The 13890-nt window shown below is 64.3% G+C and carries 13 protein-coding genes and 1 pseudogene; 5 read left to right on the forward strand and 9 right to left on the reverse strand.

Features of this window, described 5'->3' with window-relative positions; all coding sequences use genetic code 11:
* Positions 1-19: 19 nt before the first annotated feature.
* On the reverse strand, positions 20-802 hold the full coding sequence (locus ACK41X_RS10130; RefSeq protein WP_409722218.1) for a ComF family protein: 783 nt from the start codon (positions 800-802) through the stop codon (positions 20-22).
* A 103-nt stretch (positions 803-905) separates the two neighbouring features.
* Between ACK41X_RS10130 and ACK41X_RS10135 the strand changes: the two genes are divergently transcribed.
* Positions 906-1769: a methyltransferase domain-containing protein gene (locus ACK41X_RS10135; RefSeq protein WP_409722221.1), complete on the forward strand. Its 864-nt coding sequence runs from the start codon at positions 906-908 to the stop codon at positions 1767-1769.
* Between the two features lie 7 nt (positions 1770-1776).
* Here ACK41X_RS10135 and ACK41X_RS10140 read toward each other — a convergent pair whose 3' ends face one another.
* The 4 genes from ACK41X_RS10140 to ACK41X_RS10155 all read right to left on the reverse strand — a co-directional run bounded on the left by ACK41X_RS10140 (position 1777) and on the right by ACK41X_RS10155 (position 4679).
* Positions 1777-1962 carry a Flp family type IVb pilin gene (locus ACK41X_RS10140; RefSeq protein ID WP_409722190.1) on the reverse strand — a complete coding sequence of 62 codons (186 nt, stop codon included), beginning with the start codon at positions 1960-1962 and terminating at the stop codon, positions 1777-1779.
* Positions 1963-1987: 25 nt separating this feature from the next.
* Positions 1988-2392: an 8-oxo-dGTP diphosphatase MutT gene (gene mutT / locus ACK41X_RS10145; protein WP_409722193.1), complete on the reverse strand. Its 405-nt coding sequence runs from the start codon at positions 2390-2392 to the stop codon at positions 1988-1990.
* 59 nt (positions 2393-2451) lie between these two features.
* Positions 2452-3693 carry a bifunctional glutamate N-acetyltransferase/amino-acid acetyltransferase ArgJ gene (gene argJ, locus ACK41X_RS10150; RefSeq protein WP_409722195.1) on the reverse strand — a complete coding sequence of 414 codons (1242 nt, stop codon included), beginning with the start codon at positions 3691-3693 and terminating at the stop codon, positions 2452-2454.
* A 113-nt stretch (positions 3694-3806) separates the two neighbouring features.
* The gene (locus ACK41X_RS10155) at positions 3807-4679 is read right to left on the reverse strand and encodes a peptidylprolyl isomerase (RefSeq protein ID WP_409722198.1); all 873 of its coding nucleotides are present in this window, start codon (positions 4677-4679) and stop codon (positions 3807-3809) included.
* Positions 4680-5043: 364 nt separating this feature from the next.
* Between ACK41X_RS10155 and secA the strand changes: the two genes are divergently transcribed.
* Positions 5044-7842 (forward strand): preprotein translocase subunit SecA, encoded by a 2799-nt coding sequence (secA, locus tag ACK41X_RS10160; protein ID WP_409722201.1) that lies wholly within the window; start codon positions 5044-5046, stop codon positions 7840-7842.
* Positions 7843-7993: 151 nt separating this feature from the next.
* The gene (locus tag ACK41X_RS10165) at positions 7994-8587 is read left to right on the forward strand and encodes an HPF/RaiA family ribosome-associated protein (RefSeq protein ID WP_409722204.1); all 594 of its coding nucleotides are present in this window, start codon (positions 7994-7996) and stop codon (positions 8585-8587) included.
* A 210-nt stretch (positions 8588-8797) separates the two neighbouring features.
* On the opposite strand, the gene ACK41X_RS10170 is transcribed toward ACK41X_RS10165, so the two are convergent.
* The 4 genes from ACK41X_RS10170 to ACK41X_RS10185 form a co-directional block, all read right to left on the reverse strand.
* Positions 8798-10336, reverse strand: coding sequence for a hypothetical protein (locus ACK41X_RS10170; RefSeq protein ID WP_409722206.1), 1539 nt, complete (start codon positions 10334-10336; stop codon positions 8798-8800).
* 244 nt (positions 10337-10580) lie between these two features.
* Positions 10581-11540, reverse strand: coding sequence for an acetyl-CoA carboxylase carboxyltransferase subunit alpha (locus tag ACK41X_RS10175; RefSeq protein ID WP_409722224.1), 960 nt, complete (start codon positions 11538-11540; stop codon positions 10581-10583).
* A 93-nt stretch (positions 11541-11633) separates the two neighbouring features.
* The gene (locus ACK41X_RS10180) at positions 11634-12605 is read right to left on the reverse strand and encodes a site-specific tyrosine recombinase XerD (protein WP_409722209.1); all 972 of its coding nucleotides are present in this window, start codon (positions 12603-12605) and stop codon (positions 11634-11636) included.
* Positions 12606-12619: 14 nt separating this feature from the next.
* A complete protein-coding gene (locus ACK41X_RS10185; protein WP_409722212.1) occupies positions 12620-12769 on the reverse strand; it encodes a histidine kinase in 150 nt (49 codons plus the stop codon).
* 190 nt (positions 12770-12959) lie between these two features.
* Between ACK41X_RS10185 and ACK41X_RS10190 the strand changes: the two genes are divergently transcribed.
* Positions 12960-13559: a shikimate kinase gene (locus ACK41X_RS10190; RefSeq protein ID WP_409722215.1), complete on the forward strand. Its 600-nt coding sequence runs from the start codon at positions 12960-12962 to the stop codon at positions 13557-13559.
* A pseudogene (locus ACK41X_RS10195) lies at positions 13556-13890 on the forward strand (3-dehydroquinate synthase); the annotation flags it as partial. The gene ACK41X_RS10190 and the pseudogene ACK41X_RS10195, both read left to right, overlap by 4 nt.

Here is a 13890-nt window from a genome sequence, read left to right on the forward strand (position 1 = left end):
TTCGTTTCGTTGGAAACCTTTATATGGGCGTCCGGATGCTGTCGACAACCCGCGCGAAGACCAGCACATCCACCTGCCGGGCGCCGGCGCGCAGGAGCGCGCGGGCACAGGTATCCACGGTTGCTCCGGAGGTGAGGACGTCGTCCACCAGCACGACATGACGGCGCGCAATCTCGGCCTTTCCGGCGGCGTCGACCTGAAACGCGCCCTGTACATTGGTCGCCCGCTCGGTCTTTGAAAGACCGACTTGTTGCGGCGTCGCCCGCACCCGTTTCAGCGCAGTGTGGCTGACCGCAAGCCGCCGCGGCTTGGCGATCAGGCCGGCGAGCGTCGCCGACTGGTTGAACCTGCGCGCCCAGAGCCTGCGCCAATGCAACGGCACGGGAACGACGATATCGGCGTCCTGGAGCAGATCGGCGCCGGCGCGGGCCATCCAGCGCGCCATCACCGGTGCAAGATCGAGGCGGTCGCCATATTTCAGGGCGTGGACCATGGTGCGGGCGACATCGTCATAGCGGACGGCGGCGCGTGCGCGGGTATAGGCCGGCGGATCGGCGATGGCCTGCATCGAATAGATGCCGGGGCCCGGATCGTAGGTGAAGGGAATGCCGAGCTTCTCGCAGAACGGCCGCTCGATCGGCGACAGCTTGGACCAGCAATCCGGACACAGACCGGCGCCGTCGCCCAGCGGATCGCGGCAGGATGGGCAAAGCGGCGGCAGGCCGATATCGAGGACCAGCCGAAACGGCATCCGCAGCGCGGCCGCCATTTGCGTCAGGCGCGCGGATATGCGTTCGTTCATCGCGATGCCGGACATGCGCTGACATCCCCAACCGGATTAGCGTAGCGCGGTCAGGAGACACGTGAAAGTGGCAGACGTACCCCACATCTTCGACCGCGCGCTGATGCAGCGCCGCCGCCTGCGCGCACAGGCGGCCCCGGCCGACTTTCTGCTCGCCCATGTCGCAGAAGAACTGGTGGATCGCCTGTCGGCGGTAAAGCGCAGCTTTGCCGTCGCCGCCGATATCGGCACGCCGGGCAATGTTCTTCGTGCGGCGATCAGGTCACGCGGACTTGCAGCCGGAGTGATCGGGGTCGATCTCCTGGCCTGCGAATTACGGCGTGGCGAGCCGCTTCTGGTCGCCGCGGACGAGGAAGCGTTGCCGTTTGCAGATGCCTCGCTCGATCTCGCATTGTCGGCGTTGGCGCTCCATGGCGTCAACGATCTGCCGGGAACGCTGGTGCAGATCCGCCGGGCTCTGAAGCCTGACGGCTTGTTTCTTGCGGCGCTGCTTGGCGGCGAGACCCTGACGGAATTGCGCCAGGCCTTTGCCGCAGCGGAAGCCGAGATCGAGGGCGGCGTGTCGCCGCGCGTTGCGCCGTTCGCCGATCTGCGCGACCTCGGCGCCATGCTGCAGCGGACCGGCTTTGCGCTGCCGGTGGTCGATGCCGACCGGCTCACCGTGCGCTACGCGACGCCGTTCGATCTGATGCGCGATCTTCGGGGCATGGGGGCGACGAATGCGCTGACCGAACGCCGGCGCGTGCCGCTGAAGCGCGCCACCCTGCAACGGATGGCGGAGATTTATGCGGAGCGCTTCCGCGACGCGGACGGCCGCCTGCGTGCGACCTTCGATGTTGTCTGGTTGTCGGGTTGGGCGCCGCATGAGAGCCAGCAGAAGCCGCTGCGGCCGGGATCGGCCAAGGCGCGTCTCGCCGATGCGCTGAGAACCACCGAACGGCCGGCGGGCGACAAGGCGGGCTTCTGATCCAGGATCAGCTCGGCCACGCCGACTCGACGCTCTGGAACAGGCTGACGACCGACTCTCCGATCGAGTTGACGGCCGCGACGATGGCGACGGCAATGCCGGCGGCGATCATCGCATATTCGATTGCGGTCGCGCCGCTGTCGTCGCGGAGAAAGTTGCGCAGCGTGCGGTTGATCGGGTTCATCGTGTCCATCGGCGGGTTCCGTGGTTGCTCGCAACTACAACAGGGCAGCCAGGTGAGGGATTAGCGGTGCATCGGCTGGCGGCATCGGATAATCCTTCAGCTTGTTCGGTCTGACCCAGGCGAGCCGCACATGGTGCCTTGCCGCGACCTGCCCCTCCCAGCGCCGGCAGATATACAGCGGCATCAGGAGGTGGAAATCCGGATAGGCGTGGCTCGCAAAGGTCAGGGGCGCGAGACAGGCTTCCCTGACGACAATTCCCAGTTCCTCCTGCAATTCGCGTATCAGCGTTTGCTCCGGCGTCTCGCCGTCTTCCACCTTGCCGCCCGGGAATTCCCAAAGTCCCGCCATCGCCTTGCCGGCCGGGCGCTCGGCAATGAGCACACGGCCATCGGCATCGATGAGGGCGCAGGCGGCAACAAGCAGGATTCTGGCGCTCACGACCGGTCGCTCACTCTACGAACGCGCCTCTTAACGGCGGCTTACAAAAATCGTCGCAATTACGAGCGATAGTCGCCGTTGATTGCGACGTAGTCTTTGGTCAGGTCGCAGGTCAGCACGCGATCGCGCCCCTTGCCGAGGCCGAGCGCGACTTTCAGCTCGATTTCCGGCTTTTTCATCGATTCAGAAACCTTCGCTTCATCATATGACGGATCGCGCGCGCCCTTCGTGGCGACGCGGATGCCGTTGAACCAGATCGATAGCTTGTCACGATCGGCGGGCTCGCCGGCCTTGCCGACAGCCATGACCACACGTCCCCAATTGGCGTCCTCGCCGGCGATCGCGGTCTTCACCAGCGGCGAATTGGCGATCGACATCGCAATGCGCCGCGCCGACTTGTCCGATACGGCGCCCTCGACCTTGATCTCGACCAGCTTGCGCGCGCCCTCGCCGTCCCGCGCCACCTGTTCGGACAGGTTTGCAAGCACGTCGTTGAACGCCTTGCGAAAAGACTTCAGGCGCGGGTCGCCGGCGCGTGCGATGCGCGGCGCGCCGCGCGCCTCCGCGGCGCCGGTCGCAAAGGCCAGCAGCGTGTCGGAAGTCGAGGTGTCGCCGTCGATGGTGACGGCATTGAAGGTGTCGACGACGCCTTCGCTCAAAAGCTTCTGCAGCGCCGATCCGGCAATCGGCGCATCGGTGAAGATGAAGGACAGCATCGTCGCCATGTCGGGCGCGATCATGCCGGCGCCCTTGGCGATGCCGTTTATCGTGACCAGGGTCTTGCCGATCCGGGCCTGCGCGGTTGCGACCTTTGGAAAGGTATCGGTGGTCATGATCGCCTTGGCCGCATCGAGGAAGCGGCCGGGCCCGGCGCTTTCGACCAGCGTCTGCATCACGGTGTCGAACTTGGTGGCGTCGAGCGGCTCGCCGATCACGCCGGTGGAGGCGAGAAACACCTCGTCAGAGCGGCAGCCATTCGCTTGGGCGGCGAGTTTTGCGGTGAGCTGCGTCGCCGCCTGTCCCGCTTTCCCCGTGAACGCGTTGGCGTTGCCGGAATTGACCACCAGCGCGCGCGCCGACCCCCGCTTCAGGCGGGCGCGGCACCATTCCACCGGCGCCGACGGACATTTCGAGCGGGTGAAGACCCCGGCCACCGTCGTTCCCTCGTCGAAGGCGGCAAACAAGACGTCGGTGCGGTTCTTGTAGCGGATGCCGGCCTGGGCGGTGGCGACGCGCACGCCATCGATCGCGGGCAGTTCGGGAATGTCGGTCGGGGCGAGGGGAGAAACGGCGGTGGACATGGGCGGGCCTCATCGCCCGGTGACTGCGGGCGGCTCACGTCATAGCGGGACCACGACAAAAATAAAACGGGACGCTGTCGCGTCCCGCTTATCCTGATGCTGTGGCTGTGCGGCTATTTCTTCGCGGGCGCCGCTGCGTTTGGCTTTGCAGCCGGATCGGCAGGCTTCTCGCCAAGCTTCTCGATCTTGGCCTCAGCGCGCAGCTTCTGGATCAGTTCGGCCTGCGCACGGCGCTGCACGAAATTCTCGATCTGGTCCTTGACCTGATCGAAGGCGGGCGGCTGCTTGGCGCGCTTGTCGTCGACGCGAATGATGTGCCAGCCGAATTGCGATTTCACCGGATCGGAAATCTGGCCCTTGTCGAGCTTGAAGGCGGCTTCGGCGAATTCCGGAACCATCTGGTCCTTGCTGAAATAGCCGAGGTCGCCGCCGGAATCCTTGGAGCCCGGATCCTTCGACTTCTCCTTGGCGATGGCGTCGAAATTGCCGCCCTTCTTGAGATCGGCGGCGATCGCCTTGGCCTCATCCTCGGATTCGACGAGGATATGTCGGGCGCTGACCTCCTGCTCGTTGCCGATATCCTTGATGGCTTCGGCATAGACCTTCTTCATGGCCTCGTCGGTGACAGCGGCCTTGGCTTCATTCTGCAGCAGCGCTTCCATCAGCAGCTTGGTGCGGGCCAGCGCCAATTTGCGCTTGAATTCGTCGGTGTCGCCGAGCTTCTTGGCCTCGGCGGCCTTGGACACCAGGATCATGTCGGCGACGTAGGTGGTCAGGTAGTCCTTCTTGGCGTCAGGAGCCATCGGCGGCAGCTGCGCGCCAATGTCGTCCTCGGCCGCCTGCAGGTCGCTTTCCCGGATTTCGGTGCCATCGACCTTGGCGACCACCGGATCGGTCTGGGCCTGGACCGTCAGCGGGAAAGCCGCTGCGAACACGGCGGCAGCGAGCACAGGCAGCCAAAACGAGGAGGGACGGATTTTTGTCATGGAGGTTCCTTCAAGGACGGGCAGCCTGCCGCGGTTCGCGGCGGACACTTACCCAAGCGATAGGGCTTGGCAATGGCCGATGCTCCTTAATTTTCGGCAATTGCGTGGCCTTTACCGGGTGTTTGGCGCTGATTGACAAGGGTCTGACCCCCTCCTATTTCTCCACTACTTTCCGGCCGCATCCCCCGATTTTGCGCATGATCCGCTATATTCGGGCGCGCGGCCGGGATCGTTTCCGGGGTGGATTCGCGGTCTTTCGGCCTGCCGGTTCTCTGCGGTGTCAAAATTTCGTGTGCTGGAGCTCTGGAGCCGAACCGCGGTTCCGCGCGCCCGACCAAAGACGACGTAAAGAAAAGGATTTCGCATGCTTGGCGCAGTCGCCCGCAAGTTGTTCGGCTCCGCCAATGACCGGCGGATCAAGGGTTACCAGCCGCGCGTCCAGGCGATCAATGCGCTGGAGCCCGAAATCGCCAAGCTCTCAGACGATCAGCTGCGTGCGCGCACCGACGAATTCCGAAAGCAGCTCGCCGAGGGTAAGACCCTCGACGATATCCTGGTCCCGGCATTCGCCACGGTCCGCGAGGCCGGCAAGCGTGTGCTCGGCCAGCGTCATTTCGACGTCCAGCTGATCGGCGGCATGATCCTGCACGAGGGCGGCATCGCCGAGATGAAGACCGGCGAAGGCAAGACCTTGGTCGCCACGCTGCCGGTCTATCTGAACGCGCTCGCCGGCAAGGGCGTTCATGTCGTCACCGTCAACGACTATCTCGCCAAGCGCGACTCCGAATGGATGGGCCTGATCTACAGCTTCCTTGGCCTGAGCACCGGCGTCATCGTCCACGGGCTCGATGACGAGGAGCGCAAGAAAGCCTATGACTGTGACATCACCTACGGCACCAATAACGAACTCGGCTTCGATTATCTGCGCGACAACATGAAGTACCGGCTGGAGGATATGGTCCAGCGCGGTCATGTCTATGCCATCGTGGACGAGGTCGACTCGATCCTGATCGACGAGGCACGCACGCCGCTGATCATCTCCGGTCCGCTCGACGATCGCTCCGACTTCTACAACACCATCGATGCCTATATCCCGCGCCTCGACAAGTCGGACTACGAGATCGATGAAAAGCAACGCACGGTGAATCTCACCGAAGCGGGCATGGAAAAGATGGAGCAGGCGCTGCGCGAGGCAGGCCTTCTCAAGGGCAACTCGCTTTACGACATCGAGAACGTCTCCACCGTCCACCATGTCAACCAGGCGCTGCGCGCCCACAAGCTGTTCCAGCGCGACAAGGATTACATCGTCCGCAACGGCGAGGTGGTCATCATCGACGAGTTTACCGGACGCATGATGCCGGGGCGCCGCTACTCGGAAGGGCTGCATCAGGCGCTGGAGGCCAAGGAGCACCAGCCGATTCAGCCGGAAAACCAGACGCTCGCCTCAATCACCTTCCAGAACTATTTCCGCATGTACGACAAGCTTGCGGGCATGACCGGCACGGCGCTCACCGAGGCCGACGAGTTTCTCGACATCTACAAGCTCAGTGTGGTTGAGGTGCCGACCAACCGTCCGATGATCCGTGACGATCAGGACGACGAGGTCTATCGCACCAACGGCGAGAAATACGCCGCCATCATTGCCTTGCTTGAGGAATGCAAGCAGAAGGGCCAGCCGGTACTCGTGGGCACCACCTCGATCGAGAAGTCCGAAACGCTGGCCGAGATGCTGCGCAAGCAGGGCTGGGAGCAGCACGATTTCACCGATCCCAACGCCTTCGCCAAACTCTACACCGGCGATGAAGGGGCTCAGAAGGCGAAGGTGTTCGCCATCCTGAACGCGCGCTATCACGAGCAGGAGGCCTATATCGTGTCGCAGGCCGGCGTGCCCGGCGCCATCACCATCGCCACCAATATGGCCGGCCGCGGTACCGACATTCAGCTCGGCGGCAATGCCGATATGCGCATCAAGCAGGAGCTCGAGGGCGTCGAGGGCGAGGAGCGCGAGCGGCGCGCCCAGGAAATCCGCGACCAGGTGGCGCGCCTGAAAGAAAAGGCCCTGGCCGCCGGCGGCCTGTTCGTGCTCGGCACCGAACGCCATGAAAGCCGCCGCATCGACAACCAGCTGCGCGGCCGTTCCGGCCGTCAGGGCGATCCCGGCCGCTCCAAATTCTTCCTGTCGCTGGACGACGACCTGATGCGCATCTTCGGGTCGGACAAGCTCGACGGCATGCTGACCAAGCTCGGCCTGAAAGAGGGCGAGGCCATCATCCATCCCTGGATCAACAAGGCGCTGGAAAAGGCCCAGCAGAAGGTCGAGGCCCGCAACTTCGACCTGCGCAAGAACATCCTGAAATATGACGATGTCGCCAACGATCAGCGCAAGGTGATTTTCGATCAGCGCATCGAGCTGATGAAGGACGAGAATGTCGGCGAGACCGTCACCGAGATGCGCCACGCGCTGATCCACGATCTGGTGTCGCGGTTCATCCCGGAAAATGCCTATCCGGAGCAATGGGACACCGCCAACCTTCAGGACGCCGTCAAGCACATCCTCAATCTCGACCTTCCGATTCAGGACTGGGCCAAGGAGGAGGGCATTGCGGACGAGGAGGTGCGCGAGCGCATCACCAAGCGCGCCGACGAGCATATGGCCGCGAAGATCGCACAATACGGCCCGGAAGTGATGCGGTATGTCGAAAAGTCGATCCTGCTGCAGACGCTCGACCATCTGTGGCGCGAGCACCTCGTCATGCTCGAACATCTGCGCCAGGTTGTGGGCCTGCGCGGCTACGGTCAGCGCGATCCGCTGAACGAATACAAGTCCGAGGCCTTCCAGCTGTTCGAGAGCATGATCGCCAATCTGCGCGAGGGCGTAACCGGCCAGCTGATGCGTGTCGAGGTGGTGCAGGCTCCGCCGGAAGATCAACAGCAGCAGCTTCCCTATATGGAAGCGCACAAGATCGATCCGTTCACCGGTGAGGACGAGATGGCGCTTGCCGATGCGTCGCTCTCGCCGGCCATGGCCGGCGGCAATGGCGCCCAGCGTGCGATCGAGCGCGACCCGAAAAATCCGGCCACCTGGGGCAAGGTCGGACGCAACGAGCCTTGCCCCTGCGGCTCGGGCAAGAAGTACAAGCATTGCCACGGCCGTTTCGGCTGACATTCGCCGCAGTTCCGGAAATCTGATATGGGTCAAGGCCGGGCGTCGCGCCCGGCCTTTTGATTGGTGGTTCGTCGTCAACCGCGGCCGAAACCAGTCGTCTCAGCCGTGCGTTGGCATTCATTCGAACGAATCGGAGTGAGTGCAAAAGATGCAGGTCCCCCTGGAAATTGCCTTTCACAATGTCGAGCGTTCCGATTGGGCTGAAGAGGAAATCCGCAATCAGGTCGCGAGGCTGGAAGACATCTACAAGCGGCTGACCGCCTGCCGTGTCCGGGTCGACCAGCGCGCCAACAATTCCAATCAGACGATCCCTCCCGTGGTGCGGATCGAGATCAGTCTGCCGGGCTACAAGGATATCGTTGTCTCGCACGAGCCCGAGCACCTGCAGCGCAAGTATCAGCGCCCCGATCTGCATCACGCCATCAACGAGGCGTTCCGCATCGCCGCGCGCCAGCTCAGCGAGTTCAAGGAGCGGCTTGCCGATCGCAAGACTGCGCTGACCCATGAGGCCGCACATGAGTTCATGGGACAGGTGGCCGAGATCGTCCCTGAGCGCGACCACGGCTTCGTCATCACCAAGGAGGGCGGTCTGCTCTATTTCCACCGCAACGCGGTGCTGGTCGGCGATTTCGACCGGCTCAAGCGCGGCGACGCGGTAAGCTATGTCGAGGATGTCGGCGATACCGGGCCGATTGCGACCAAGATCAGGCTGAAGGCCGGTCCGAACGGAAGTGCCGAATAGCGTCTGGTCTCGCGCGTCTGGCCGTTCGCGCTCTGTTTTGCCCGATATGTCTTTGGCGCTGTCGCGTTCTCCTCGCGCAAACCGGTGTCCGACTCACTCGAAACCGCGCTATAGCGTTTTCGAGCGAAGCGGGCACCTTTTCGCGTGAAGAAAACGCGCCAACGCAACAACTTAGAGTCTTTTCGCGATTCGAAGAAAAGCGAAAAGACGCTAGCGGAAGGCGCTCCAGCGGCTGTCGAAGCTCGTGGTCGGAGGCGCAGGCGGCGTGCCATAGCTGCCGGGCTGAAGCGCGGGAGCAGGCGCGGCAGCAGGAGCCGGCGTCGCGGCAGGTGCCGCAGCAGTCCTGACATTTGCCGCTTCCGCCGGAGCACGGCTGGCAGCGGGCTGGGCCGGGCGCGGCTCTGCCGTCGCGGTCTGCGGCGCGCTCGAGCCACGCAGGCCAACGGCATTCTGGGGCCGGGACGTGGCGTTATCCCGCCTGGGTGCAGGCGCGGGCCGCGGCGTCTCGACCGCGGCCACCTGCGCAGGGGCGGCTGCCGGCTTGGTGCTGCCGAACCGGAAGAAATTTCCGACCTTCTCGGCAAAGCTCGGCTCGGCTGCGGGACGCGTGCCGGTCTGGGCCTGCGGCGCCGGGCGCGGCACCGGGACATCGGCCGTGCGGACCGGTTCGGCGGTCGCTGCCGGCGCGTTGGCGAATTCATTATTGTTCCAGGCCGGCGCGCTATAGGCGACGACGCTGCCGGTCGGGTTGCGGTCGACCACGAGCTTCACATTGCCGCGCTCGTCCACCACTTCGCGCGGTTGCAGCTTGGCGACGAAGGTCGGATGCATGCCGCCGTCGCGGCCGGACCGGATCGGCGCGGTCGGCGTGCCGCGCGCTGCAAGGCGGGCGAATTGCAGCTCGTCGTTACGCTGCTTGTCCTGGACCGCGACCGCGATCTCCTGCGGCACCTCGTAGACCGGGCATTTGCCGCGCGGACTGAAATTCAGCGGCTGGCTCGTGCCGCCGGGCGCCTGGGCGTTGAACACGTAGCGCTTCTCGCAGACATCGACCTTCGGTTCGAGGCGCGTGACCTCGAAATGGTCGTAGCCTTCTTTGAGCATGCGCCAGAACGGCATGTTGGGATTGTTGCGATGCTTGGCCATGTTGGCCGGCGTCATCCGGAACGGAAAGGCCTGCACCTGGAACGATTTCTGGCCGCCGAAGAAAGACTCGCGGCCGAGCGCGAAGATTTCCAGGATCTGCTCGTCGGTCATGGCGTAGCAGCCCCGCGAGGAGCAGTCGCCGTGCACCATCAGATGCGCGCCGGTACGGTCGTGGGCACGGTCGAAGGCGTTCGGATAGCCGAGATTGAAGGCGAGATAGAACTGCGAGTTCGGGTTCATCTGCGCCGGCGTGATATCGTAGAAGCCTTCCGGCGCCTGCCGGTCGCCTTCCTTGATCTTCGGACCGAGATCGCCGGACCACTTGCAGATCGGATAGGTCTTCAGCAGAGCGAAGCGGCCCGTGCGGTCCTGCTTCCAGACTTCGAGCTCGGATTCGCTCTTGAACACGCGCACGAGGATCGGCGAGCTGACATCCATATTTTTGTCGGCGATGTCGGCAAGCAGCTTCGGAGGGATCGGTGCGGTCGCCTTCCCGGCGGCATAGGGCAGCGAGCCGTCGGACTTGCAGCCGGAAAGCACCATGGCGCCCGACAACATGACCGAAACCAGCAGCGCGCGCATCAAATCAGGGCGGACAGTCAAACCCCTAGCCCCCACGATCAGCCATCCCCGGCCCGTTTGGATGGATTGCTATCCCTCCCACCCGGACTGCGCAAGTACCCGATGCCAGCCGATTCAACACACCTCGATGAAGGGCCGGTAAAATTCGATAGCAATTTAAGGCGTTTAACACGGCGGCATTATGGCCGCAAAACGGCGGGCCGGAACCGGATAGGGTTAACGCGCCAGAATCCCAAGGAAAAACGGCCGGCGGTATCCGGTGGGGTCATAGCTTGGTGCGGCCGATGGCCAGAAACTTGTCCCGCCGCATTTTCCTGACCGTGTCCCGGTCAAACCCGCGCAAGCCGTTGAAGGCGGAAGCGATCGCGTCTGCGGTTCCGGCAATCGCCTGTTTCGGGTCGCGGTGCGCGCCGCCGGCGGGCTCGGCAACGATCTCGTCCACGACGCCAAACCGGACCAGATCCTGGGCCGTGATCTTCATGTTGGTGGCGGCATCCTGCGCCTTGGTGGTGTCGTGCCACAGGATCGAGGCGGCGCCTTCCGGCGAGATCACGCTGTAGATCGCGTGCTCCAGCATCAGCACGCGGTTGGCAGTGGCGATGGCGATAGCCCCGCCCGAGCCGCCCTCGCCGAGGATGACCGCAACATTGGGCACCCCGAGATTGAGGCAGGCCTCGGTGGAGCGGGCGATGGCCTCGGCCTGTCCGCGCTCCTCCGCGCCGATGCCCGGATAGGCGCCGGCAGTATCGACCAATGCCAGGACCGGAATGTCGAAGCGGTCTGCCATCTCCATCAGACGGACCGCCTTGCGATAGCCCTCGGGGCGGGCCATGCCGAAATTGTGCTTCAGCCGCGCCTCGGTCGTAGAGCCCTTTTCGTGACCGATCACGCACACACTCTCACCGCGAAACCGCCCGAAGCCGCCGACGATGGCGTCGTCGTCGCCAAACTTGCGATCACCAGACAGCGGCACAAAGTCGTCGATGACGGCCTGAATGACGTCGACGCAGTGCGGGCGCTGCGGATGGCGGGCGACCTGCGTCTTTTGCCAGGGCGTCAACTCCTCGTAGAGTTCCTTGAGGGTCGATGCGGCCTTGGCTTCGAGCCGCGCGATCTCTTCGTCGACCTGCACTTCGCCGCCGCCATCGGCCTGGACGGCTTTCAACTCCTCGATCTTGGCCTCGAGCTCGGCGACGGGTTTTTCAAAATCGAGATAGGAGCGCATCGCGATCGGGTAAATGACGGGCGACAGGCCCGGGGCCGGGGGCACATGGCGCTTTGCCGCCTTCAAGTCAAGCAAGGCGGCCTTGCGGCGGCGTTAACGGCCGGCCTCGCCGGAGGGTGCTTTCGGATCGTTGAGCGGATGCAGGTCGCGGACCATGCTCTTCAACCGCTCTTGGAGAATATGCGTGTAGATCTGGGTGGTCGATATGTCCGAATGCCCGAGCAGGGTCTGGACCACGCGCAGATCGGCCCCGTTCTGCAGGAGGTGGCTGGCAAAGGCGTGACGCAGCACATGCGGGCTGACGGCGTCCGCACGCAAGCCGCAGGATAAGGCCAGCGCTTTCAGATCGCGGGCGAAATGCTGCCGCGTCAGGTGTCCCTCCTGTCCAAATGAAGGGAACAACCAGGGCGATTGGTTGGAGCCGGCTTCATCCAGGCGGGCGCGATATTGCACCATCGCCTGCCGCGCCGCTGCGTTCAGCGGCACCATGCGCTCCTTGCCGCCCTTGCCCCGCACCATGAGCATGCGCTGGTCGGAGCGCGCCGCCGTGGCAGGAAGTGCAACGAGCTCGGAAACCCGCAGGCCGGTGGCGTAAAGCAATTCGAGCAGACAATAGAGCCGCGCCGCCCGCTTGCGTTCGCCTGCGGAAAGTTCGGGCCGCTGCACCTGATCGCGCGCGGCCGAGATCAGGCGCTCGACATCGGCGACCGACAAGGTCTTGGGCAGCGCGCGGCCGCGCTTTGGTCCTTCGAGAATCGCCGCCGGATCGTCGGCCCGGTAGCGCTCAGCATAGAGGAAACGGTAGAGCTGGCGAACCGCGGATAATTTGCGTGCCACCGATGCGGGCGCGAGGCCGCGCCGCGCGAGATCGCCGATATAGCCGCGGATATTGTCGCTGCTGGCGGCAGAAATCGTTGTCCCGGCCGCGGCGATAAATCCGGAAAACTCGTCGAGGTCGGAGCGGTAGGCGGAAAGCGTATTGGGCCGCGCGCCGCGCTCCGCGGCCAGCATGTCGAGAAACAGCGCAATCTGCCTGTCGCCGGCTGCAGCCGCGGTGCGGGGCATGGCGAAACGTCCCGCTAGCGCTGCTTGCTGAACCGGTCCTGCGGGATCGTCACGGTGATCTCGCGGGATTGCGGCTGAATCAGCAAGGCGAGTGCCAGCATGCTGCCGTAGATCACCCCGGCAATAATCGCGATCACGGCAAGGAAGCGGAACAGGGTGGGCATGGCGGTTTTCGACGGCTCGGTTCCGGATCGACGGAGCGGCTGGCGCGAGTAGCACCATGTTCGTTCTGATCTGACAAGGATGACCCCGCAAGATGCCGGGAACAAGGCGGGCGGCCTTGCACGGGCGGCCTTGCAATCGCCGGTCTGTGCTATAGTCCGCCCTCAGCCGCAAGGAAGGCCATCCGACTGCATGCCGCAACCCCTCGTCCATAGCGCGTCCCGCACCGATGAGGCCGCGGTCCTCGATGCACTTGGCCACCGTTCGCTGGTGCTGGTGGGAATGATGGGCGCCGGCAAGTCCTCGGTCGGCCGTAAGCTTGCGGCGCGGCTCGCCCTGCCATTCGTCGATGCCGACACCGAGATCGAGACGGCTGCCGGCATGACCATCCCTGAAATCTTCGAGACCCGCGGCGAGCCCGAATTCCGCTCCGGCGAGGCGCGGGTGATCGCGCGATTGCTCGATGGCGGACCGCAAGTACTTGCGACCGGCGGCGGCGCCTATATGAATGCCGGCACGCGCGAGCTGATCGGCCGCAAGGGTGTGTCGGTCTGGCTGAAGGCGGATTTCGACATTCTGCTGCGCCGGATCAGGCGCCGCACCGACCGGCCGCTGATGCGCAATGCCGATCCGGAGGGGACACTGAAGAAACTGATCGAGGAGCGTTATCCGGTCTATGCGCAAGCCGACGTCACGATCGAGTCACGCGATGTGTCGCACGAGATCATGGTGAACGAGGTGGTGCGGGCGCTGTTGGCGCATTTTTCCGCCCGGGAGAGCGTCACGCCATGACGGCGCCCCTGCGGACCATCGATCCTGTCGTTGTCCAGGTCGCGCTCGCCGGGCGGGCTTATGACATCGTCATTGGGCGGGGACTGCTTGCCGGTCTCGGTCAGCGTGTTGCCGCCTTGCGTCCCGGTGCGCGCGCCGCGATCGTCACCGACGAAGTCGTTGCCGAGAGCCATCTCGCCGCCGCGCAGGCCGCGCTCGCCGCCGCGGGGATTGCGGCGAATTGCGTGATCGTGCCGGCCGGCGAGGCCTCGAAAAGCTATTCGATGTTCGAGCGCGTCTGCGAGGAACTGATCGCGGCGCGGATCGAACGCGGCGATCTCGTGGTGGCGCT

Source organism: Pseudorhodoplanes sp., assembly GCF_046289595.1.
GTDB lineage: Bacteria > Pseudomonadota > Alphaproteobacteria > Rhizobiales > Xanthobacteraceae > Pseudorhodoplanes.